Origin of the sequence: Roseateles flavus, from assembly GCF_039872765.1 — a bacterium.
Taxonomy (GTDB): domain Bacteria; phylum Pseudomonadota; class Gammaproteobacteria; order Burkholderiales; family Burkholderiaceae_C; genus Roseateles_B; species Roseateles_B flavus.
This window is the reverse complement of sequence record NZ_JBDPZC010000004.1, coordinates 382429-405489: the sequence shown is the minus strand read 5'-3', so window position 1 is coordinate 405489 and position 23061 is coordinate 382429. Positions and strand designations below refer to the sequence as shown.

The following is a 23061-nucleotide window of genomic DNA, read 5'->3' as shown; positions in this document are numbered from 1 at the left end:
ACCTCGCTCCATGCAAAGAGCGCTCGGCGCAGCCGGCGCTCGCCCCGCGCGAACACCGCCGATCCGGCTCCGCCGGGCGGCCGGTGTTGCCCCCTTGAGGGGGCCGGCGAAGCCGGTAGGGGGTGGTCCATCACGCCAGCCATCGCTTGCGCCGCTTGTAGCTCTTGACGTCCTTGAAGCTCTTGCGGTCCCCGCCGCCCATGCCCAGGTAGAACTCCTTGACGTCCTCGTTCTCGCGCAGGTCCTTCGCCTCGCCGTCCATCACCACACGCCCGTTCTCCAGGATGTAGCCGTAGTCGGCGTAGCGCAGGGCCATGTTGGTGTTCTGCTCGGCCAGCAGGAAGGTGGTGCCCTCCTTGCTGTTGAGGTCCTTCACGATCTCGAAGACCTCTTCGACGATCTGCGGCGCCAGGCCCATGGAGGGCTCGTCCAGCAGCACCATCTTCGGATTGGCCATCAGCGCGCGGCCGATGGCGCACATCTGCTGCTCGCCGCCCGAGGTGTAGGCCGCCTGGCTGGTGCGGCGGGTCTTGAGGCGGGGGAAATAGTTGTAGACCTTCTCCAGCGTCTGCTGCACCGCGGCCTTGCCATCGCGCCGCGTGTAGGCGCCGGTCATCAGGTTCTCCTCGATGCTCAGGTGGGCGAAGCAGTGCCGCCCCTCCATCACCTGCACCACGCCGCGGTTGACCATGTCGGCGGTGGAGAGCTTCTCGATGCGCTCCCCGCGCAGCTCGATCGAGCCCTTGGTGACTTCGCCCCGCTCGCCCTCCAGCAGGTTGGAGACGGCACGCAGCGTGGTCGTCTTGCCCGCACCATTGCCGCCCAGCAGGGCCACGATGCCGCCCTCCTTCACCTGCAGCGACACGCCCTTCAGCACGAGGATCACATGGTTGTAGATCACCTCGATGCCGTTGACGTTCAGAAGCACATTGCTCATTTCAGTTCTCCATGCCTGCACACGGCACCCGCATTGCAGGTCTCCGAGCCAGCCGGGTGGCGCCCGAGGATTCGGCTTTGCCGAGCCTGCGGGCGCGCCCCCTCGAGGGGGCCGACGAAGTCGGTACGGGGTGGTCCATTCACCCCGCCCTCCTGGAGGGCGGGGATGGGGTGGGAGCCCATGCAATCACCGGGGCACCGGAGATTGCCAGTCCTCAGGACTGGCAATCCTCCGGGGTCCTGCGCTGCATCTTCTTCTCGGCCGCGTACTTGTCCGCCGTGCTCTTCACCAGCGGCTTGATGATCTGCTCATCCGCCTGGTACCAGTCGCCGACGAAGTTCCACTTCTTGCCATCCCAGGTGTGCACGCGGGCCCAGTTGGCGCCCATGTGGTCGGCGCAGGAGGTCGAGACCGGACGCATCACGCCGGCCAGGCCCAGGGCGTCGAGCTTCTTCTGGTCCAGTGCCAGGTTCTCCAGACCCCAGCGGACCTGCTCGCCCGTCATGACCTTGCCCTTGCCGAAGCGTTCCTGCGCGCGGCGCACGCCCTCCACGCCCATGGCCGCGGACAGCAGGCCGCGCATGTACAGCACCTGGCCCACCTCTTCCTTGTTGGTCCCCGTGCCCTGGCCCTTGGCATAGACTTCCTTCAGGATGTCCTGCACCACCTTGGACTGCGGCTCCGCGCCATGCTGCATGGTCACGGCGCTGTAGCCCTTGGCACCATCGCCCACGTCCTTCACGTCAGGCTCGGCACCGGCCCACCACACGCCGAACATCTTCTCGCGCGGGTAGCCGGTGGCCTGCGCCTCCTTCAGCGCGGTGGAGTTCATCACGCCCCAGCCCCACAGGAAGACGAAGTCCGGGCGGCTCTGGCGCACCTGCAGCCAGGTGGCCTTCTGCTCCACGCCCGGCGCCGTCACCGGCAGCAGCTGCAGCTCGAAGCCATGCAGCTTGGCGCGTTCCTGCAGCAGCGGGATCGGCTCCTTGCCATAGGGGCTGTCGTGGTAGACCAGGGCGATCTTCTTGCCCTTGATCTTGTCCCAGCCGCCTTCCTTCTTGACCACGTGCTGCAGCAGCACGTCGGCGGCCACCCAGTAGGTGCCCAGCAGCGGGAAGTTCCATTTGAAGACGCCGCCGTCCTGGCTCTCGCTGCGGCCGTAGCCGGCGGTGATCAGGGGGATCTTGTCCACGGGCGCCTTCTCGGTCAGCGCGAAGGTGGCGCCGGTCGAGAGCGGCTGGAACAGCGTCGCGCCCTTGCCCTTGAGACGCTCATAGCACTCCACCGAACGGTCGGTGGCATAGCCCGTCTCGCACTCCTCGAAGGTGATCTTGACGCCGTTGATGCCGCCCTTGGCATTGATCAGCTTCAGGTAGTCCACATAGCCATTGGCCCAGGGCGTGCCGTTGGGCGCGTAGGCGCCGGTGCGGTACACCAGCACGGGGAAGAACTGTTCCTTGGCATCAGCGGCAGCCACCGAGGTGGACAAGCCTGCCAGGCCGGCGGCCGCGACGGTGGCGGCAATTGCAAGCGACTTCAGTTTCAACATGGTGCCTGTCTCCTTGGCGTTTGCACTCGTGGTGCTGTTTTGAATCGAAGCGGAAAGAATCAATGCGGGAAGGGCCAGAGGCGCAGCTTCTCCTTCGCGGTGGCCCACAGGCGCGCGATGCCGTGCGGCTCGACGATCAGGAAGAAGACGATCAGCGCGCCGAAGATCATGAACTCCAGGTGCGCCGCCGTCTCGGTGCCCAGCGGGATGCCCAGCCAGTGCGGAATCTGGTTCAGCAGGATGGGCAGCACGATGATGAAGGCCGCGCCGAAGAAGGCGCCGGAGATCGAGCCCAGGCCGCCGATGATCACCATGAACAGGAGCTGGAAGCTGCGGTCGATGGAGAAGGCGGCCGGCTCCCAGGAGCCCAGGTGCACGAAGCCCCACAGCGCGCCGGCCACGCCCACGATGAAGCTGGACACCGCGAAGGCGCTGAGCTTGGCGTAGACCGGGCGGATGCCGATCACGCTGGCGGCCACGTCCATGTCGCGCATGGCCATCCACTCGCGGCCCACGGCCGAGCGCACCAGGTTCTTGGTCAGCAGCGCGAACAGCGCCAGCACGCTGAGGCAGAAGAGGTACTTCTGCACCGGCGTCTCGATGGGCAGGCCGAAGACCTGCAGGTCCGAGACCGAGACATTGCCCGAGCTCGAGTCATGCGTGAACCACTTGATGCGCAGGAAGGCCCAGTCGCAGAAGAACTGCGCCGCGAGCGTGGCCACGGCCAGGTAGAGCCCGCGGATGCGCAACGAGGGAATGCCGAAGAACACCCCCACCACCGTGGCGCAGAAACCGCCGCCCAGCAGCGAGAGGATCAGGGGCAGACCCTCGAGGCGCACATGGAAGTTGTAGGCCGCATAGGCGCCCACGGCCATGAAGGCGCCGGTGCCCAGCGAGATCTGCCCGCAGTAGCCCACCAGCACGTTCAGCCCGAGGGCCGCGAGGCCCAGGATCAGGAAGGGGATCAGGATGGCGCGGAACAGGTATTCCGAGGCCAGCAGTGGCACCCCGACGAAGGCCAGGGCCAGCAGCAGCACGATGAAGATGGCGTCCTGGCGGATGGGGAAGATCTGGCTGTCGGCGCTGTAGCTCGTCTTGAACTGGCCGTTCTCGCGGTAGAGCATGGGTGTCTCCTGCTTTCTTGTTCTGGTCGCTCAGACGCGGTCGATGATCTTCTCGCCGAACAGGCCCTGCGGCCGCACCAGCAGGAAGACGAGGGCCAGCACATAGGCAAACCAGATCTCGATGCCGCCGCCCAGCGCGGGGCCGAGGTAGACCTCCGAGACCTTCTCGCCCACGCCGATCAGCAGCCCGCCGATGATGGCGCCCGGCACCGAGGTCAGGCCGCCCAGGATCACCACCGGCAGCGCCTTCAGCGCCACCAGCGAGAGCGAGAACTGCACGCCCAGCTTGGAGCCCCAGATGATGCCGGCCACCAGCGCAACGAAGCCCGCCACGCTCCACACGATGATCCAGATGCGCGACAGCGGGATGCCGATGGACTGCGCCGCCTGGTGGTCATCCGCCACCGCACGCAGCGCACGGCCCGTGGCCGTCTTCTGGAAAAAGAGGGCCAGCAGGGCCACCAGGCCGGCGGCGATCAGGGCCGCAACCAGGTCCTCCTTGTTGACCAGCACGCCGCCTTCAAAGGTCTTCTCGAAGAGGAAGAGCGGGTCCTTGGGCAGGCCGATGTCGATCTTGTAGATGTCCGAGCCGAACAGGGTCTGGCCCAGGCCCTCGAGGAAGTAGGTGATGCCCAGCGTGGCCATCAAGAGCGTGATGCCTTCCTGGTTCACGAGCTTGCCCAGCACGAAGCGCTCGATGGCCCAGGCCACCGCCACCATCACCGCGCAGGCCGCGGCAAAGGCCAGCACATTGGCCAGCACCGGGTTGTCGAAGCCCAGCCACTTCGGGATCCACTCCGAGAAGCGCGCCATGGCCAGGGCGGCAAAAAGCACCATGGCGCCTTGCGCGAAATTGAAGACCCCCGAGGCCTTGAAGATCAGCACGAAGCCCAGGGCGATCAGGGAGTACAGCATGCCCGTCATCAGGCCGCCGAACACGGTTTCAATGAGGAATCCCATCGCTGTGGTCCTTCAGTGCGAGGTGCCCAGGTAGGCACGGATCACGTCTTCGTTGGCGCGGACTTCGTCAGGGACACCGTCCCCGATCTTCTTGCCGTAGTCCAGCACCACCACGCGGTCGGAGATGTCCATCACCACGCCCATGTCGTGCTCGATCAGCACGATGGTCGTGCCGAATTCGTCGTTCACGTCCAGGATGAAGCGGCACATGTCCTGCTTCTCCTCCACGTTCATGCCCGCCATGGGCTCGTCCAGCAGCAGCACCTGCGGCTCCATGGCCAGGGCGCGCCCGAGGTCCACGCGTTTCTGCAGGCCGTAGGGCAGGCGCCCGACGGGCGTCTTGCGGAAGGGCTGGATCTCGAGGAAGTCGATGATGCGCTCGACCTTCTCGCGCTGCGCCACCTCCTCGGCCTCGGCCCGGCTGAAGCCGAAGGGGTTGCGGAAGGCCTGCTGGAAGAGGTTGCTCTTCATGTGCAGGGTGCGGCCGGCCATGATGTTGTCCAGCACGCTCATGCCCTTGAAGAGCGCCAGGTTCTGGAAGGTGCGCGCGACGCCCATCTCCGCCACCTGGCGGGAGTTCATGTGCTTGAAGGTCTGACCCTTGAAGCTGATCTGCCCCTGCGTGGGGTGATAGACCCCGTTGATGCAGTTGAGCATGGAACTCTTGCCCGCGCCGTTGGGGCCGATGATGGAACGGATCTCGTGCTCGCGGACGTTGAAGCTGATGTCGGTCAGGGCCTTCACCCCGCCGAAGGCCAGGGAGATGTTCTTGACCTCCAGGATCACGTCGCCGATCTTCTTGCTGCTAGTCGTGCTCATGCCTTGTGCTTTCGTGGCTGGGCGTGATCAGGCCGCGCGGCCCACGGCCGGGAAGGTCCGGGTGTCGGCAATCTTCAGGTCCGCCGAGACCTTGCCGCTGCGGCCATCCTCGAACTTCACCGCCGTCTCGATGAACTGGCTCGTGCGCCCCTCGTAGAGCGCGTCGATCAGCACCCCGTACTTCTCGGCGATGGCGCCGCGGCGGACCTTGCGGGTGCGGGTCAGCTCGCCGTCGTCGGCGTCCAGCTCCTTGTGCAGGATCAGGAAGCGGGTGATCTGGCTGCCGGCCAGCAGCGCGTCCTGCGCGAGGTCGGCGTTGACCTGCTCCACGCAGCTCTTGATCAGCTCGTAGACCTCGGGCTTGGCCGCCAGGTCGGTGTAGCCGGCATAGGGCAGGTTGCGGCGTTCGGCCCAGTTGCCCACGGCCTCGAAGTCGATGTTGATGAAGGCGCAGACGCGATCGCGGCGGTCGCCGAAGGCCACGGCCTCCTTGATGTGCGAGAAGAACTTGAGCTTGTTCTCCACGTACTTGGGCGCGAACATCGCGCCGTCGTTGGCGCCGCCCACGATGCGGCCGACGTCCTTGGCGCGGTCGATGATCTTCAGGTGCCCTTGGGCATCGATGAAGCCGGCATCGCCCGTGTGGTACCAGCCCTCGGGCGTCAGCACCTCGGCGGTGGCGGCCTCGTTCTTGTAGTAGCCCTTGAGCAGGCCGGGCGACTTCACGAGGATCTCGCCCGAATCGGCCAGCTTGATCTCCACGCCGTCGATGGGCACGCCCACCGTGTCGGCCCGGGCCTCGTGGTCGGGCTGCAGGCACACGAAGACGGCGGTCTCGGTGGAGCCGTAGAGCTGCTTGAGGTTGATGCCGATGGAGCGGTAGAAGCTGAAGAGGTCAGGCCCGATGGCCTCGCCCGCCGTGTAGGCCACCCGCACGCGCGAGAAGCCCAGGGTGTTGCGCAGCGGGCCGTAGATCAGCACGTCGCCCAGGGCGTACTTGAGGCGGTCCAGCAGGCCCACGGGCTTGCCGTCCATCAGCGTGGGGCCCACGCGCCGCGCCAGCTTCATGGCCCGATGGAAGAGCCCGCGCTTGAGCGCCGAGGCGTCCTCCATGCGGATCATCACCGTGGTCAGCAGGCCTTCGAAGACCCGTGGCGGCGCGAAGTAGTAGGTGGGGCCGATCTCCTTGAGGTCGATGGACACCGTGCTAGCGGACTCCGGGCAGTTCACCACATAGCCGCAGGCCAGCCATTGCGCGTAGCTGAAGATGTTCTGGCCGATCCAGGCGGGCGGCAGGTAGGCCAGCACTTCCTCGTGCGGGCCGAGCTTGTCGAAACGGGCGCCGGCCTGGGCGCGGTCGATCAGCGTGGCGTGGGTGTGGACCACCCCCTTGGGATTGCCCGTGGTGCCGGAGGTGAAGAACATGGCCGCCACGTCCGCGGACTGGCCAGCCTCCACCCACTGGTCGAAGAGCTGCGGATGGGCGCGGGCTTCGGCCTCGCCGGCGGCGATCAACGCATCCAGCGGGTTGAGGCCGTGTTCATCGTAGTTGCGCAGGCCGCGCGGGTCGTCGAACCAGATGTGGCGCAGCTGCGGGCACTGCTCGCGGATCTCCAGCAGCTTGTCCACCTGCTCCTGGTCCTCGACGATGGCATAGGCCACCTCGGCATTGTTGAGCGGGTAGACGAACTCGGCGGCCACCGCGTCCTGGTAAAGCGGCACGGGGATGGCGCCCAGGCTCTGGGCCGCCAACATGCTGGCATAGAGCCGTGGCCGGTTCTCGCCCACCACCACCAGGTGCTGGCCGCGCTCCACGCCCGCCTGGTGCAGGCCGTGGGCCAGGGCCTTCACCATCTCGGCGAGCTGGCGCCAGCTGAAGCTTTGCCAGATGCCGTATTCCTTCTCGCGCAGGGCCGCGTCTTCAGGACGCTGCTGGGCGTGGGCCAGCAAGAGCCGGGGAAAGGTCGTCGCCGCAGAACTGCTCACCTTTGTCTCCTGGTATCCGGGTCGTCGCCTGGATGGCGCTCGCCCGACTTTGTTGGCAGCAATGCTAGACCTTTACTTTGACGTCGTGTTGTCGCTGGAACGACATTTGAGAGAAATCACACCGGGCGTTTTCCCGGGGGCGCAGATCACGGTCGCGTCAGGCTCCTGTCATGCGCAGCGGCGATGAATACGGGACCATGCGCACCAGCCCCCTGCACGACCTGCCCCCGCCGGCCACCCTCCCGCAACACCTGACCCTGCGCCAGCGCGCCCGCGCCGCCAGCGCCAGCGAACTGGCGGCCATCCCCTGGCTGCGGGTGCTGGACGAGGAGCACCGGCAGCTGGCCATCGCCCACCTGCAGATCGGCGAGGCCGAGGTGGGCGAGCGGGTCTGCCGCATCGGCAAGCCGGCCAACTTCTGGTTCGGCGTGGTCGACGGCCTGCTGAAGATGAGCAATGACGACGCCGCCGCGCAGTCCATCACCTTCACCGGCGTGCCGCCCGGCGGCTGGTTCGGCGAGGGCACCCTGCTCAAGCGCGAGGTCTACCGCTACAACATCCAGGCCCTGCGCAAGAGCACCGTGGCCGGCCTGCCCATCGAGACCTTCCACACCCTGCTCGAGACCAGCCTGGCCTTCAACCGCTTCGTGCTGAACCAGCTCAACGAGCGGCTGGGGCAGTTCATCGCGGCCCGCGAGATCGACCGCATCTCCGATCCCGACCTGCGCGTGGCCCGCAACCTCGCCGCCCTCTTCAACCCCCTGCTCTACCCCGGCGTGGGCGGCATGCTGCGCATCACGCAGCAGGAGCTGGCCCGGCTGGTGGGCCTCTCGCGCCAGCGGGTCAACGAGGCCTTGAAGCACCTGCAGGAGGCCCAGCTGATCGCGGTGGACTACGGTGGCCTGCGCGTGCTGGACCTCGACGGCCTGAGGCGCTACCGGCCCTGATCGGGCACCGGCCAGGGCCCGATCGATGGAGGCCGGCCTGGGCTTTTGCACCCCTCCAATAACTCACCAGGTGAGCGCCACACAAGGACGTCACCGCCCCTCGCCTGACATCACCAAAGCTCACCGGACGCACAGGCGACGCATGGCTTCCAGGCGCAAGGCCTTCAAGGGCTCGAAGACCTCCTGGCAGCGCGCATAGGGCTGCACCTCGCCATCGCCCAGATCATCCCGCCGCGCGCTCATGCAGGCCTTGCGCAGGGGCGCATGCGCCAGGAACTGGCCCTGCTGGTGCATCAGCTCGGCGCCCAGATAGCCCACGCCCTGCATGAAGGTCTTGCGCCGGGCCAGACCCTCGGCGTCCAGCGGCAGCCCTTCCACATAGGCCTGCGGGCTGAGGCGGCCCAGGCGCCGCATCACAGTCGGCCCGATGTCGATGTGCGAGCTCACGCGCCCGGCATCGAAGGGCAGCTCGCGGCCGCCGTCGTAGATCAGCAGGGGCACGCGGCTGGACACGCCCGCCAGCCAGCCCGCGGGGATGCCCTCGTATTCCGCCTGCGTCCGCAGGCCGTGGTCGCCGGTCACCAGCAGCAGCGTCTGTTGCAGACGCCCGGCCTGCTGCAGCTGCGCGACGATCTCATGCAGCCAGGCCATCTGCAGCCGCCCCAGCGCCTGCGCCCGCTCCGCCAGGCTCACCGGGCCGGGACGCGCCAGCAGGTCCGGCCAGGGTCCGTGGCCGATCTGCGGCGCGAACACGGCCACGTAGGGCCGGCCCTGGCCCCGCCAGGCCTTCATGTCCTGCAGCAGCTGCTCCAGGGCCTGCTGGTCCAGGATCGCCTTGGCTGGCAGGGAGGCCACGCTGCCAGCAAAGATGCGGCGCTGGATGCGCACCAGCCGCTCCTGCGCTCGCGCCTGGCTGCCGGCCTCGTTCGCGGCGATGTAGCGCGTGCCCAGGCCCAGGCGTTCGAGCATCAGGCCGTCGCTCTCGAAGCTGTCCGGCGCAGGGGCATAGTGCCGGGTGGCGTAGCCGGCCCTGCGCAGCTCGTCGACCCAGCCCAGGGCCTGGGACTCACGGCACTTCAGCCACTGCCGGCGCCCCTCGGGATACAAGGCCGACAGCAAAGAGAAGGTGGCGTCGCTGGTGTAGGGGTAGCTGGCGTAATGGCGGCGGGCCAGCCAGGCCTGGCGGGACCAGTTGCGCAGCAGCGGGTCCTCGGCCATCAGCGCCTGCAGGTCGAAGAATTCGGCCGGGGCCGTTTCCATGATGAAGAGGATCACGTCGCGCGCCGCGACAGGCGCATTGGCCGGCGCGGGGGGTGGCGAACGTGCCGTCGAGTCGGCCTGGGGATGGACTGCAGGCAGGGCTGGCAGAGGGGTCCGCGCGCGCCCCGCCTCAGCCGCTTCCTCCATGCAGGGTGCATCCACCATGGCACAGAAGTCCTCCTGCAGCTGCGCCTGGCTGTGCCCCCGGTACTGATGCATCTGCGGGTCCGGCAGCATGGCCGAGAGGGCCCGTGCCAGGGCTGCTGCTGATTGAGGGTAGGCCGTCACCGGCTGCAGAAAGGCCAGCAGCACGGCCATCGACAGCCCGATCGCCATGCTGGTGGCCGCCCAGGCCGCCGAGCGCCTGCGCAGGCGGGGCGGCCAGCGCCAGCGCCCGCTGTCCAGCCACAGCAGGAGCAGCATGAGACCCGCCGTGCTGGCGAGGATCTTCAGCCAGGTGCGTGGGGTCACGTAGTACTGGATGATGTCGGGATCGTCCCGGGCCCAGGCCAGGGCCTCGGCAATCATGTCCCAGTTGAGCAGGGTGCTCACGTTGGCGAAGGCCGCCATGTCGGCGTGCAGCAGCATCACATAGGCCAGCAGCAGCGCCGCCAGCACGGGGCGCAGGCCCGGCAGCTGCCGCTGGGCCGCCATGACACCCGCCAGCAGCGGAATCAGCAGCAGGCCCCAGGCGATGTCGGCGCCATAGAGGCCCAGCACCTCCCAGGGGCTGAAGTCCTCGACCTGCCGGTGCAGCACCCGCGCCAGCAGCTTGAGCCCCGTGAGGTGCTGGAGCTGCAGGTGCTTGAACAGCAGCCATCCCAGGCCTGCGAGGAAGAACGCCCCGGCATAGGCCAGGAAACTACGCCAGCGAAAGCTCGCGGCCAGCTTGGACATCCACATAGAAACGCTCGATCACGGCCGCCGGGGTGGCGCCTCCCGGGCCCAGCCGGCCCCGCGGCCATGCGCTTGCCCGACCGTCCTGTTGGGACGGCCGGCTCACGCAGCCCGCGCGAGGGGGCCCTCAGGGCTCCGGCCTGTGACCGTGAGCCGATCGGCCCAGCCCGGCGCGCAGGGTACGTCCATGTGCAGCGCGACGCGAGGGGCAGGCCCGCTTTTGAGCCCTGGCATTAACCCCTTGGCACAAAGAAGCAAACGCCCTCACAGCTCGTATTCAAAAAGCCAGAAATTGTCGAGGCGCTGGTAGCGGGTATGGCGGGCCACGCCGGCCACCAGGGCCTGGAGCTCCGCCTGCGTGGGGAAGTTCTTCAGCACGCGATGCACGCTGCCATCGCGCAGCGGGCGGTGCTGGTAAGTGTTGCCCCGGGCGTCGGTCTCGGCGATGGGGAAGTCCTGGCACTGGCGCTCGTGGTTGTCGATCCAGAGCACGCGGGCGCCGGCATTCAGCCGCCCGTGCAGGGAGGCCACAAAGGCCTCGCGTGCCTCCACCGGCACGTGGGAGAACCACAGGCCGGCAAAGGCGGCATCGAACTGCCCCAGGTGCGCGGGCAGCGCGTAGGCGTCGGCCCGCTCGAACTGCACCGCCTCCACGCCCGGGCGCTGGCGTGCGAAGGACAGCGGCTCGGCGGTGTAGTCCGTGGCCACCATGCGCAGCGCCGCGGGGGCCAGGTCTTGCGTCCAGTAGCCCGTGCCACAGGCGATCTCCAGCAGCGAGCGCCCCCCGAGGCGTTCCGGCAAGTGCTGGCGCAGGTAGGCGATGTCCGCGGCCCGTTCCGGCTTCAGGTAGACGGCGTCGTAGTAGGGCGCGCGGCCGGCGTAGTAGGCCTGCATCTCGGCCGAGGCGTGACTCATGCTTGCTCTCCTCCCTCAGGGCGGGGCCTCACCGGTCCCGTGCGTTGTGCGTTGTGCTTCGTTCGCTGACTGCTGACTGCGCATGCGCTGCCTGCCATCTGCAAGCTGCGGTCCAGCGTCAGGCGCCCGCTCATGCTCATGCTCATGGCCAGTCCAAGTCCAAGTCCAAGTCCAGCTCAGCGCTGATCATGTGCTGCCAGCTGTCTGACTGCTGCATGCCCGTCCTCGTGCCCGTGCTCGCGCGCTGAAGGCAGCGTGCCCGTTCCCGTAGGGCCGTATGGGGGGCCTGTCGCTTGTCGAAAGGCGTTCTGCCTGCTGCGCGCTCGCGCCGGTTGCCCGCTCGCGCTGCAGGCGCAGGCGCAGGCGCAGGCGAGGCGAGGCGAGGCGCCATGAGAATTCTGCGGCCTGTCCGTGCGGGGCCTTGCGCACGCCCGGGCGAGGAGGCTAGCGGTCCCGGGGCTTGCAGCAATGTCCGGCGGCGCGCTGCTCCAGGTAGCAGCCCTCGTTCATCTCGTAGATCAGGCTGGCCGCCTGGCCGGGCACGTCCCCCCAGGCGCCGATGAGGCGAAGGCCGGCTCGCTCCAGGGTCCGGCGTGCAGGCTGGTTGGCTGGCCGCACCACGGACAGCACCTCGGCCTCATGCAGCTGCTCAAAAGCCAGGGCCAGGGCGGCGCAGGAGGTTTCGGCCGCATAGCCCTGCCCCCAGGCCTGGGGACGGAAGCGGAAGTGCAGATTCATCGCCTGCTGGCCATCGATGCGCTTGCGCATGATGCCGCCAACGCCCAGGACCTCCTGCGGCCGCTCGCGCCGGCAGACCAGCCAGTAGCCGAAGCCGTGGTGCTGCCAGTGCAGCAGCCAGCGCTCCAGTTCGGCCTCCATGTCGGCCAGCGCGTGCAGGCAGCCGGCCGGGTTGTAGCGATGGGTGGCTGGATCCGCATGGAATTCATGCAGGGCGGGCAGATCGGCCGCCTCGGGGGCACGCAGCCAGAGCCGCTCGGTCAGGCGCTCCGCCGGCCCCAGCGAGGCCAGGGACGCCGGGCCGCCCAATGAAAAATCGCCCCCCGGCTGAGCCCGGGTGGCAGGCGCGGCTGCGGCAACAGGGGCCGCAGCCCAGGCAGCGGGAACGGCAGGAACGGCAGTGGACACGCAGAAATCCTTGGGCTGAGTCATGGCTTCAGTCCCCCCTCCAGCCTTTTCGGGTTTTCCCTGATTATGCAAGTCTGCCCCTTTCCCGGTGGGCAACCCAGGACTTCAATCCCCCAAATTCTTGGGGGATTGGTCCTGCTCAGTACGCCTTGCGTACAAGCGCGCCCATCTGGACATCCTGCCGCCAGCTTCTATACTGGTTTTTTATACAGTATTGCTTGCCTCCCCCATGTCTGCCGCCCCGCCCTCCCCCGCCCGCGCCGCCCTGCTGGACCATCCGCTGCTACGGGACGGGCGGCTGTGGCAGGCGGGCAGCCTGGGGCGCTGCCAGAGCCGCACCTTCAGCAGCGGCTTTGCGGCCCTGGATGCCGAGTTGCCTGGCGGTGGCTGGCCCAGCCAGTCCCTGTGCGAAATCCTGCAGCCTGCCGGCCAGCATGCCGAATGGCGCCTGCTGGCCCCGGCGCTGCGCAGGCTTTTTGCTGCCGCCCCGGCCGGCGAGCTCCCCGGCGACCCCACAGGCGCAGACACCCTGGGCAGGTGCGCCCCCGATGGCCGCACACAGGGAGGCCGCGCCAAGGGCAGTGGCTCCAACGGCAGCAGTGCCTCCCGCAGCGGATCCGGGAGCAGCCACTTCAACGGCAGCAGCTCCTCGTCGATGCCCCCCATCCTGTTGATCGCGCCCCCCTTCGTGCCCCATGGTCCCGGCCTGCTGGACCTGGGCCTCGAAGCCGCACAGTGGGTGTGGATCAAGACCACCCCCGAGCCGGAGGGCGCCGGGGCGGGCGACATCGGCACGGGGAGCCTCCTGGGCCAAGGAGGGCAGCGGCTGGGAGAGCCTCAGGAGATGCACCTGGAGATGCACCTGGGGATGCGCCAGGGAGTGCACCAAGGAGTGCGCCAGGGAGCCCATCAAGGAGCGCAGCATCGAGCAGGTCAGCGAGCCTCTGAGGGGGTGCATCAAGGGACACGTCAAGAGACCCGTCAAGGGCCCCTCCGGGATGTCCATCCAGGGGCACAGCAAGGGACACAGCAGGCGGCACCACAAGGGGCCCCTGATGGGCCCCTTGTGGAGTGGCGTGAGACGCTGCACGAAGCGCAGCGTCAAAGGATGCCTTCGGGAGTGCAGCAGGCGGCACTGCAGAGATCGCAGCAGAGCGCGCACCTGAACTCGCACCTGAACTCGCCCCGGAGCCCGCAACTGGGCTCGCAACGAGGTTCGCCTCCGAACTCGCAACGGGGCTCTCCACTGAACCCGCAAGCAAGCTCGCGGCAGAACCCGCCGCAGGGGGGGCTGCGCGGGAGGTCACCCATCAGGTCTCCGAAGGCTCAGCAGGCGCTGCACCAGGCCCTGTGGGTGGCCGAGCAGGCCATCAAGTCCCAGGCGGCCGGCGCGGTGCTGGTCTGGCTGGACGGTGCCCAGCCCGAGCAGATCCGGCGCCTGCAGGCTGCGGCCCTGAACTCGCCCGTGCCCATCTTCCTGATGCGTCCAGACAGTGCTGCGACCCAATCTTCCGCGGCCCCTCTGCGCCTGCGCCTGAGCCAGCCTGCCGCCTCGCGGGGGTTGGCCCCAGGCTTGCTGGAGGTCTTGCTGATCAAACGCCGCGGACCGGCCATGATCCAGCCCCTGCAACTGCACAGCCTGCCTCCACGCCTGCAGCAGAGCCTGCCAGCCCGCTTGCGCCAGGGCGTGGCACCGCTCCAGCCGGCCGTCCTGCCGGCTGCCCGAACAACCGCCCGAACAACCGCCCAAACGGTTGCCCAAACGGTTGCCCAAACAGCCGCCCAGACATCTGCCCCGACATCTACCCAGAAGTACGCCGAGCTCCCCTCCCATGCCACCGAGCCAGCCTGGCCGCAGCAAGCAAAGGGCCCCCTCTCGTCGCTGACCCGATCGTCGACGCCAGAGGTGGAAACATGAGCCCGCCCAGCCTCTCCCAAGAACCTCGGCCTGCCACGCCGGGCGGAGAAGCCCCATTTGCTCGCTCGCCGGGCCGCGGTGCGAGCTGCGGTGCGAGCTGCGATAGGGGCGGAGGCATGAGTTGTGGCGTGAGTTGTGGCATGGGTTATGGCACGGGTTATGGCACGGGTTGTGGCACGGGTGGCGATGCGGGCTGCGACACGAACGGCCATGCCGGCTGCCATGCGGGCTGCCATGCGAGGCTCGTGCCTGATGCGCGCTGCGCAGAAAGAGCGCTGGAGCACTCGCGGCACGGGCGCCAGGAGGTCGGGTCGGATGCGCAAGGCGAAGAGGTGAGGGCCCATGGGCAGCCCCATCCGCCAGGCAGCGTTGAGACGCCCTCACCTGGCGCACACCGCGCCGCAGGCGCCTCGAGCCATTCGCCAGGCAGGCGCCAGGGGGGCAGGCCGGGTATGCAGGACAAAGGTTTGGAGGGGCGCGGGCAGGCTCACTTTCCCGGCTGCGGCACAGGGCCTGTGCCTGATGCGTGCAGCGCAGAGGCCGTGCCTGCTGCGTGCAGCACGGCGAGAGTCCCTGCCCCCTCGCCGCTCGGGCGCCTGAGGGGCAAGCCTGATGCGCGAGGCGAAGGTGGTGAGCCTCCCTTGCAGGCTCACCTGCCGGGCTGCGGCACAGGGCTTGTATCTGAGAGGCCTGCTGCGCAGGTCGCCAAGGGCGCCCTGGCGTGCCCGACGGCCCGCCCCAGCCTGATCGGCCCTGGCTTGATGCCTCGCCCTCAGGCGACGCCGACCTCCAGAACCCCGCACTGGCTGGCCCTGCGGCCCCTCGCCGACCCCGTGCAGGCGCCCCCCTTGCAGGCCGTCACGCCATTGACCGAAGCTCCGCAAACCGGAGCTCTGCGGACCAGCTCTCCACAGGCGGTCACGCCATGGGGAGAGGCCGCGCAGGCACATGCCAGGCCACCCAGCCCGCAACAGCAGTTGGCCTGGTGGGCGCTGCAGTTCACCCCCCGGGTCTGCCTGCTGGAGGAGGCGGTGCTGCTGGAGGTGTCCAGCTGCTTGCGCCTGTTCGGCGGCTTGCGAAACCTGCATGAGCGCATCCAGCGCGAGGGTCGAGCCCTGGGTTTGCTGCCTGCCGCTCCACCTGCGGCTTCCACCCCTTCCGGCGCCTCCGCCACTTCCGGCGCTGCCGCCCCTGCTGCCTTGCCCCCCGAGCTCCCAGCCATGGCCTGGGCGCCCAACGCCCTCGCGGCCCTGGCCTTGCTGCGCGGCGGGCGGCGCAATGGCCTGACACGCCCGCTGCATCCCTTGCTGGATGCCCTGCCCCTGTCCTGCCTCAGCGCCGTGCAGGCGCAGTCGCCCATGCTGGCGCGGCTGGGATGCCGGCGCCTGGGGGATGTCCGGCGCCTGCCACGGGCCGGCCTGGCGCGGCGCTTCGGGGCAGAGCTGCTGCTGGCCCTGGACCGGGCCTATGGCGATCTGCAGCAGGCCCATGACTGGGTCCGGCTGCCCGAACGTTTCGAGGCCCGGCTGGAGCTGCCCTGGCGCCTGGACGACGCCCCCGCCCTGATGCCGCATGCCGAAAGCCTTCTGCGCAGCTGCTGCGCCTGGCTCAGCGGCCATCACGCCGGTCTGAGCAGCCTGCGCCTGGGCTGGCAGCATGACGCCATGCGGGCCCGCGACTGCCCACCCGGTGGCGAGCTGCTCCTGCGCAGCGCCGAGCTCACCCGCAGCTTCGAGCATCTGCAAGGCCTTCTGCGCGAGCATCTGGCCCGGCTGACCCTGCCTGCCCCTGTGGCTGAATTGCGGCTCTGGGCGGAGCACATCGAGCCCTTGCGGCCGCCCAATGCCGCCCTGCGCCTGGATGAGCACGCCCGCGCTCCTGCCCGCGAGCCCCTGAGCCTGCTGCTTCAGCGCTGCGCCGTGCGATTGGGACCAAGCCAGGTCTGTCAGAGCCGGCTGCAGGCCGATGCCCGCCCCGAAGCCATGCAGGCCTGGATTCCCTGGGGCGAAGCCCCCACTGCCCCGACCGCCCCGACGACCCCGGACAAGGCGTCCGGGACAGGCCGGACGCCCTTGCCCGGCAGGAGCGGTGCCGCTGGCAGCGCGGGCATGCTGGGCAGCCCGGCGTCCGCCTGGCCGGGCCCCCAGCCCAGCTGGCTGCTGGACCCTCCCTTGCGCCTGTCGAGCTCGCAGGAGCGCCCCTTCTACCAGGGGGAACTGCAGCTGCTGCTGGGCCCGCAGCGGGTGGAAAGTGGCTGGTGGGGCTGGCCGGGCCAGGCCCTGCTCCCTGAGCGCGGCAGCCCTGCCCCTCAGGTCCAGCGGGACTACTACCTGGCCCGCAATCCCCAAGGCCAGCTGCTGTGGATCTTTCGTACGCGGGAAGGCCTGGCCTCGCGCTCGGCCGGCGCCGGCAAGCTCGCCCAGGAGGATCCGGACGCCACGATGCACTGGTATCTGCAAGGCCTCTTTGCCTGAGGTGCACCTGCCATGCCACCCATCCCTCATGCGCACGAAGAGGACGGCGCCCACCCTCCGGGCAGCCACAAGTCCCAGCGCCCTCTGCCGCCGGCCCTGCAGCGCATGCTGCAGGGCACCCACACACCAGGCACCGCGGGACGCTCGGGTGAGGCTCGGCCCGGAGCACGCGTGCTGCCAGGCTATGCCGAGCTGCAATGCCTGAGCAACTTCAGCTTTCTGCGCGGCGCCTCGGACCCCGAGGAGCTGGTGCTGCGCGCCCAGCAGCTGGGCTATCGCGCCCTGGCGCTGGCGGACGAATGCTCGCTGGCCGGCGTGGTCCGGGCCCATGTGGCGCTGAAGAAGCTCGTCGGCCAGCTCCGCGAGGAGGCGCCGGAGCTGGACCCCGAGCTGGAGGTGGTGCAGCTGATCATCGGCAGCCAGTTTCGGGTGAGATGGCCGGGGGCAGCGCAGGAGCGTGCACAGCGGAGTGGGCAGGCGCGCCCCCAGAGCAGTGCACAGAGCGGCGCACAGAGCGGCGCACAGACCGATGAACAGCCGGGCGCGAAGGCAGAGCAGGCGGAGCAGGACGAAGACGCCCGGCCGTCCGCCTCTGCGATCGGAGGACATCCCCCTGCGCCGGGAGAAGACCCGGAACCCGGCTTCCAACTGGTGCTGCTGGCCCGCCACCGTGAAGGCTATGGGCAGCTCAGCGAGTTCATCACCCGGCTGCGCAGGGCCTCTCCTGTCAAGGGCCGCTACCGCCTGGACTGGCCGCTGCTGCGGGAAGCCCTGGCGAGCGGACAGCTTGGCGGCTGTCTGGCCCTGCTGCTGCCGGACCGCCGACTGGAGGCGCCCGACGAACTGATCGAGCAGGCCAGTGCCCTGCAGGCTGCCTGCGCGCCGGGCCAGCTGTGGCTGGGCCTGTGTCTGCTGCGCGAGCTGTCCGACGAGGCCTGGCTGCAGCTGCTGCGCGAGATGAGCGAGCACCTGGCCCTGCCCCTGGCGGCTTGCGGCGACGTGCATTTCCATGTGCGCTCCCGCAAGCCCCTGCAGGACGTGATGACGGCCACGCGGCTCAACCGCCCCCTGCATGCCTGCGGAGGATCCCTCCAGCCGCAGGCGGAGCGCCATCTGCGCAGCCGCCTGCGCCTGGGCCAGATCTACCCGGCCGACACCCTGGCGGAGACCCTGCAGATCGCCTCCCTGTGTCATTTTTCGCTGGACGAGCTGCGTTACCAGTACCCCGAAGAAGTGGTGCCGGCCGGCTATACGGCCCAGAGCTGGCTGCGCAAGATGACCTACGACGGCATGCACAGGCGCTGGCCCCAGGGCGTGCCGCCCGAGCACCGCCAGACCATCGAGGACGAGCTGACCCTCATCTGCGAGCTGGGTTATGAGCACTACTTCCTCACCGTGGCGGACATCGTCCGCTTTGCCCGCTCCCGCAAGATCCTCTGCCAGGGCCGGGGCTCGGCAGCCAACAGCCTGGTCTGCTACAGCCTGTACATCACCAGCATCGGCCCCGAGCGCGGCAAGCTCCTCTTCGGCCGCTTCATCAGCCGCGAGCGCAACGAGCCGCCGGACATCGACGTCGACTTCGAGCACGAGCGCCGCGAGGAAGTCATCCAGTACCTCTATGAGCGCTACGGCCGGGACCGCGCCGCGCTGACCGCTGTGGTGATCCGCTACCGCGCCCGCAGCGCCCTGCGCGATGTGGGCCGTGCCCTGGGCATTGAGGAGGCCCTGGTCGAGCGCCTGGCCAAGGACCATTCCGGCTGGGTCCAGGAGATACTGCCCGAAGACAGGCTGCAGGCCCTGCAGCGGGAGATCCTGGAGCGCCAGGGCCGGGACCTCGTGCAGGAGCTGCCCCTTCGTCAGCTGATCGTGCTGGCCCGGCAGCTGATGGGCATGCCCCGCCACCTGAGCCAGCACGTGGGCGGCTTCGTGCTGACGCAGGGCCGGCTCTCGCGTCTGGTGCCCATCGAGAACGCCACCATGCCCGGTCGCAGCGTCATCGAGTGGGACAAGGACGACCTCGATGCCCTCAACCTGCTCAAGGTGGATGTGCTGGCCCTGGGCATGCTCTCGGCCCTGCGCCGCTGCTTCGCGCTGGTCAATGGCTTGCGCGAGGAGTACAGCGACCACCCGCTGGAGCTGGCCCGCATCCCCGAGGGTGACGAGGCCACCTACGACATGATCTGCAAGGCTGACACCGTCGGCACTTTCCAGATCGAGAGCCGGGCCCAGATGTCCATGCTTCCGCGCCTGAGGCCACGCTGCTTCTACGACCTGGTGGTGGAGGTGGCCATCGTGCGACCCGGGCCCATCGAGGGCGGCATGGTTCACCCCTATCTTGAGAACCGTCGCAAGGGCAAGGATGGCATCCGCTATCCGAAGGAGGCCCTGAAGGAAGCCCTGGAGCGCACCTATGGAATCCCCATCTTCCAGGAGCAGGTGATGCAGGTGGCCATGATCGCCGCGGGGTTCACGCCAGGTGAGGCGGATCAGCTGCGGCGCGCCATGGCAGCCTGGAAGCGCCCCGGCGACCTGGCTCAATTCCATGCGCGCATCCTGAGCGGCATGCGGGCGCGGGGCTATGAGGACGAGTTCGCCGAGGCCATCTTTCGTCAGATCCAGGGGTTTGCGTCCTACGGCTTTCCGGAGTCGCATGCAGCGAGCTTCGCCCTGCTGACCTATGCCAGCTGCTGGTTCAAGAGGCATGAGCCGGCGGTCTTTCTGTGTGCCCTGCTCAACTCGCAGCCCCTGGGTTTCTACACGCCGGCGCAGCTGGTGCAGGATGCGCGGCGCCATGGCGTCGAGGTGCGGGCGGCAGATGTGAACCTGAGTGACTGGGACTGCAGCCTGGAAACCACCCCTCGTGCCGGTGAGCGCGAGCGCAGCTGGATGCAGGGCGAGGCGCCCCCGCTCGCGCAGGACCGCACCCGCCCCTTCGAACACACCCGCCCCCAGCCCGCCGTGCGCCTGGGCCTGCGCCTGGTGTACGGGCTCAGTGAGGAGACGGGGCGGCGCATCGTGGCCTGCCGGGAAGGGTGGGCAGTGCCGGCGGCCACCCCTGCCTGGCATGCCCGCGGCCAGGGGGTGGCCGCCCCGGGACCGGGGGCCTCCCCTTCGCCGCCAGTGCCGCCAGTGCCGCCAATACCTCAAGCGCCCGCACCTTATTGCGATGCGCAAGACCTGGCCCTGCGGGCGCGCCTGGATGCGCGCGAGATGCAGCTGCTGGCCGCGGCCGACGCCCTGCACAGCCTGGCCGGCCACCGCCGTCAGCAGATCTGGGAAGCGAGCGCACAGGGGCGCACCCCGGCCCTGCTGCAGGACGCCCCCATCCATGAGCCGCCCCTGCAGCTGAACCTGGCCCCCGAGGGTGAGGAGCTGCTGTGGGACTACCGCTCCCTGGGCCTGAGCCTGCGCCGCCATCCTCTGGCCCTGCTGCGCGATCGCCTGCAGGCGCATGGCCTGCGCAGCTCGGCCCAGTTGGCCCAGGTGCCCAATGGCCGGCGGGTCCGTACCGGCGGCCTGGTGACGGTGCGCCAGAAGCCCCAGACCGCAAAGGGCACGCTCTTCGTCAGCCTGGAAGACGAGCACGGCAGCATTCAGGTCATCGTCTGGGCAGATGTCTATGCCCGGCATCGCAGCACCATCCTGGCTGCCCGGCTGCTGGCCGTGCACGGCCGATGGCAGCGCAGTCGCGAGGGCATCTGCAACCTGCTGGCCGAGAGCTTCGAGGACCTCAGCCCCTGGCTGGGGCGCATGGCAGACGAAGCGGGGAGCCGGGATTTCCGATAGCGCCGTGCCCGGTCGGGGCCGCCCCGGGGACGCAGGGACAGGCCAGGCATCCCCGACGCGCGGGGGAGCGCTGCCGGTGGCAACGACATCAGGGCCTGCACCTGCACCTGCACCTGCACCTGCACCTGCACCTGCACCTGCACCTGCACCTGCACCTGCAGCGGCAGCGGCGGCAGCGGCAGCGGCAACAGCCTCATCGACATCGACATCGACATCGGCACCGACATCAACGGCAAAAAGGGTCATGGCACCAGCAGGCTGGGAGGCGATCGCCGAGGGGATCATGGCGAGGCCTTGCAATCGCCGGCCTCCTGCCCTGCCGTGGCCAGCACATGGGTGTAGACCAGGGTGGTCCGGACATCTCGATGGCCCAGGAGCGCCTGGACGCTGCGGACATCATGACCGGCCTGCAGCCGGTGCAGGGCGAAGGCATGGCGCAGCGCATGTGAGGAGCAGGGCGTGGGGATGCCGGCCCGCCGGGCCGCATGGGCGATGGCACGCTGCACCGCGCCTTCCAGCACCGGATGGCGGCGCACCTCGCCACTGCGGGACTCGACCAGCAGCCGGCTGCCGGGGAACACCCACTGCCACCCCAGGGAGCGAGAGGCCGTGGGGTGACTGGCGGCCAGCACCTGGGGCAGGGGAACCTGGCCATAGCCGGCGGCCAGGTCCTGCTCATGCAGGGCCTGCACCTGGCTGAGCTGGGCCTGCAGGGCGGGCACCAGCGCCTCCGGCATGATCGTGAGGCGGTCCCTGCCCGAAGGGTCTTCGCGCACGAGCAGCTCGCGGCGGCTGAAATCCAGGTCCTGCACCCGCAGCCTGAGGGCCTCCCGCAGACGCAGCCCACTGCCATAAAGCAGGGCAGCAATGAGCCCGAACAGACCATGCAGCTCGCCCAGCAGGGCCTGCACCTCGGAGGTCGACAGGGCCATGGGCAGGCGCTGCCGAGCCTGATCCCGCACCAGCTCACTGAGCCAGGGGGCCTCAAGCCTGAGCACCTGCCCGTACAGAAAGATCAGCGCCGCTCGGGCCTGGTATTGCGTGGACGGGGCGGCCTTGCGCTCCAGGGCCAGATGCGTCAGGAAGGCCGCCACCGCCCTGGCATCCAGCTCGGCGGGATGGCGCTGGCCATGGAAGAGGATGAAGCGGCGGGCCCAGTCCACATAGGCCCGCTCGGTGCGAAAGGCGTAGTGGCGCAGACGCAGCGTCTCGCGCATCTGGTCCAGCGCCTGCATGGCAGGGCTGGCCTGCTGCCGGCCCAGGTGCAGGGGAAAGCGGCGAGCCCGGGACGAGGCCTCACGGGGGGACGGGCCCTCGACGCTCTGGGACTCGGCGGCGACCTTGCAATGGTTAGATTCCATCCGGCGGAATCTAGTCAGCATAAGAAGCCGTGGCATCCACCATCCGATGGGCCCACCCTCCAACGGAAGCGCCCCCTTTCCTGACGATGGCCCGGCCACTTATCAATGCCACAGTCCGTGACCTCAATCCGGCAAGCAGAAAAGGCGCTCCTTTGAAAGACTATTCTTCAGGCATTCAGTGCTTCTCCACCGGTGTGAGGGCGACCGGCAGCCCGGAGCTTCTCCAGTGCATCGACGTGGCCTTCGTGGAGAACCTGTTCTGGCAGATGCCCAGCCTCCCGTGCGCGTCTTGCTGGCAGCGGCTGCCTGCACCGACGCCATCTCGAACACCCCCGGAGGATGCGCTCAGCGCCCCTTCAACCCTCTCTCATGTGATGGCAGGCATTAGACTGACCCCATCGCCCTGCCCGCCTCGCCGCATGGTGTCAGCGACGCTGCTGCGCCGGACCGGCACCAAGAAGATCACCGGCATGCCCGAGGGCGGCACGCATGCCTGGGAGGAGAAGACCATGAACCCATCAAATCTGGGTCCCGCTGTGCGACAGGGCCTGAAGCACCGGCTGCTCTGCGGCGGACTGCTCCTGGCCTTCCTGCCGGTCCACGTGCTCAATTTCCACATCGAAGGGACGGCCATCCACCTGCTGCCCATCCTGGCTTGTCTGCTGATGTCGGCCCTGGGATTTCTGGCGCCCCTCATCCTGACCGAAGGCTTCAACAGCCCCATGCCCTCGAGCCAGCATCTGGCCTTGTGCCCGGTCGGGGTCCAGCGGGTGCTGATGCTCGCAGCCGCCCTGCTGATGATGGCGCCTCCCCTGCAGAGGGCGCTGAGCGCGGCCTGAGCGGATGATGCGCGCTGAACGACCTGGCCGACCTGGCCGACCTGTGCGGTCCATGCGCTCGCTGGCGCTGGCCGGCCTGCCCTGCGCCAAGATTCCGGACCGCATCAGCCCTGATGGTCTGCGTTCCCGGGCCGGCGGCGGCC

The 23061-nt window shown here is 68.8% G+C and carries 15 protein-coding genes; 5 read left to right on the top strand and 10 right to left on the bottom strand.

Going from position 1 to position 23061, the window contains the following annotated elements; genetic code table 11:
* Positions 1-130: 130 nt before the first annotated feature.
* From ABDJ40_RS11565 to ABDJ40_RS11540, 6 genes are all read right to left on the bottom strand, one after another.
* Positions 131-937 (bottom strand): ABC transporter ATP-binding protein, encoded by an 807-nt coding sequence (locus ABDJ40_RS11565; RefSeq protein WP_269629962.1) that lies wholly within the window; start codon positions 935-937, stop codon positions 131-133.
* 214 nt (positions 938-1151) lie between these two features.
* Positions 1152-2483 carry an ABC transporter substrate-binding protein gene (locus ABDJ40_RS11560; protein WP_347609825.1) on the bottom strand — a complete coding sequence of 444 codons (1332 nt, stop codon included), beginning with the start codon at positions 2481-2483 and terminating at the stop codon, positions 1152-1154.
* 62 nt (positions 2484-2545) lie between these two features.
* Positions 2546-3610, bottom strand: coding sequence for a branched-chain amino acid ABC transporter permease (locus ABDJ40_RS11555; protein WP_347609802.1), 1065 nt, complete (start codon positions 3608-3610; stop codon positions 2546-2548).
* A gap of 30 nt (positions 3611-3640) precedes the next feature.
* Complete coding sequence (locus ABDJ40_RS11550) at positions 3641-4570, bottom strand: branched-chain amino acid ABC transporter permease (RefSeq protein ID WP_347609800.1); 930 nt, start codon at positions 4568-4570, stop codon at positions 3641-3643.
* A 12-nt stretch (positions 4571-4582) separates the two neighbouring features.
* Positions 4583-5389 carry an ABC transporter ATP-binding protein gene (locus tag ABDJ40_RS11545; RefSeq protein WP_347609798.1) on the bottom strand — a complete coding sequence of 269 codons (807 nt, stop codon included), beginning with the start codon at positions 5387-5389 and terminating at the stop codon, positions 4583-4585.
* Positions 5390-5416: 27 nt separating this feature from the next.
* Positions 5417-7375, bottom strand: coding sequence for an AMP-dependent synthetase/ligase (locus ABDJ40_RS11540; RefSeq protein WP_347609796.1), 1959 nt, complete (start codon positions 7373-7375; stop codon positions 5417-5419).
* A gap of 197 nt (positions 7376-7572) precedes the next feature.
* Between ABDJ40_RS11540 and ABDJ40_RS11535 the strand changes: the two genes are divergently transcribed.
* A complete protein-coding gene (locus ABDJ40_RS11535; protein ID WP_269629968.1) occupies positions 7573-8322 on the top strand; it encodes a Crp/Fnr family transcriptional regulator in 750 nt (249 codons plus the stop codon).
* 120 nt (positions 8323-8442) lie between these two features.
* Here ABDJ40_RS11535 and ABDJ40_RS11530 read toward each other — a convergent pair whose 3' ends face one another.
* The 3 genes from ABDJ40_RS11530 to ABDJ40_RS11520 form a co-directional block, all read right to left on the bottom strand.
* Positions 8443-10485: a sulfatase-like hydrolase/transferase gene (locus ABDJ40_RS11530; RefSeq protein ID WP_347609794.1), complete on the bottom strand. Its 2043-nt coding sequence runs from the start codon at positions 10483-10485 to the stop codon at positions 8443-8445.
* 258 nt (positions 10486-10743) lie between these two features.
* Positions 10744-11394 carry a class I SAM-dependent methyltransferase gene (locus tag ABDJ40_RS11525; protein WP_347609792.1) on the bottom strand — a complete coding sequence of 217 codons (651 nt, stop codon included), beginning with the start codon at positions 11392-11394 and terminating at the stop codon, positions 10744-10746.
* A 444-nt stretch (positions 11395-11838) separates the two neighbouring features.
* Positions 11839-12540 carry a GNAT family N-acetyltransferase gene (locus ABDJ40_RS11520; RefSeq protein WP_347609789.1) on the bottom strand — a complete coding sequence of 234 codons (702 nt, stop codon included), beginning with the start codon at positions 12538-12540 and terminating at the stop codon, positions 11839-11841.
* Between the two features lie 1354 nt (positions 12541-13894).
* On the opposite strand from ABDJ40_RS11520, the gene ABDJ40_RS11515 reads away from it, so the two are divergent.
* From ABDJ40_RS11515 to ABDJ40_RS11505, 3 genes are all read left to right on the top strand, one after another.
* A complete protein-coding gene (locus tag ABDJ40_RS11515; RefSeq protein WP_347609787.1) occupies positions 13895-14458 on the top strand; it encodes a hypothetical protein in 564 nt (187 codons plus the stop codon).
* Positions 14459-15435: 977 nt separating this feature from the next.
* A complete protein-coding gene (locus ABDJ40_RS11510) occupies positions 15436-16932 on the top strand; it encodes a DNA polymerase Y family protein (protein ID WP_347609785.1) in 1497 nt (498 codons plus the stop codon).
* A 105-nt stretch (positions 16933-17037) separates the two neighbouring features.
* Positions 17038-20718 carry an error-prone DNA polymerase gene (locus ABDJ40_RS11505; RefSeq protein WP_430765636.1) on the top strand — a complete coding sequence of 1227 codons (3681 nt, stop codon included), beginning with the start codon at positions 17038-17040 and terminating at the stop codon, positions 20716-20718.
* 281 nt (positions 20719-20999) lie between these two features.
* On the opposite strand, the gene ABDJ40_RS11500 is transcribed toward ABDJ40_RS11505, so the two are convergent.
* On the bottom strand, positions 21000-22079 hold the full coding sequence (locus tag ABDJ40_RS11500) for an integron integrase (protein ID WP_347609781.1): 1080 nt from the start codon (positions 22077-22079) through the stop codon (positions 21000-21002).
* 29 nt (positions 22080-22108) lie between these two features.
* On the opposite strand from ABDJ40_RS11500, the gene ABDJ40_RS11495 reads away from it, so the two are divergent.
* Complete coding sequence (locus ABDJ40_RS11495; protein WP_347609779.1) at positions 22109-22918, top strand: hypothetical protein; 810 nt, start codon at positions 22109-22111, stop codon at positions 22916-22918.
* The last annotated feature ends 143 nt before the right edge of the window (positions 22919-23061 follow it).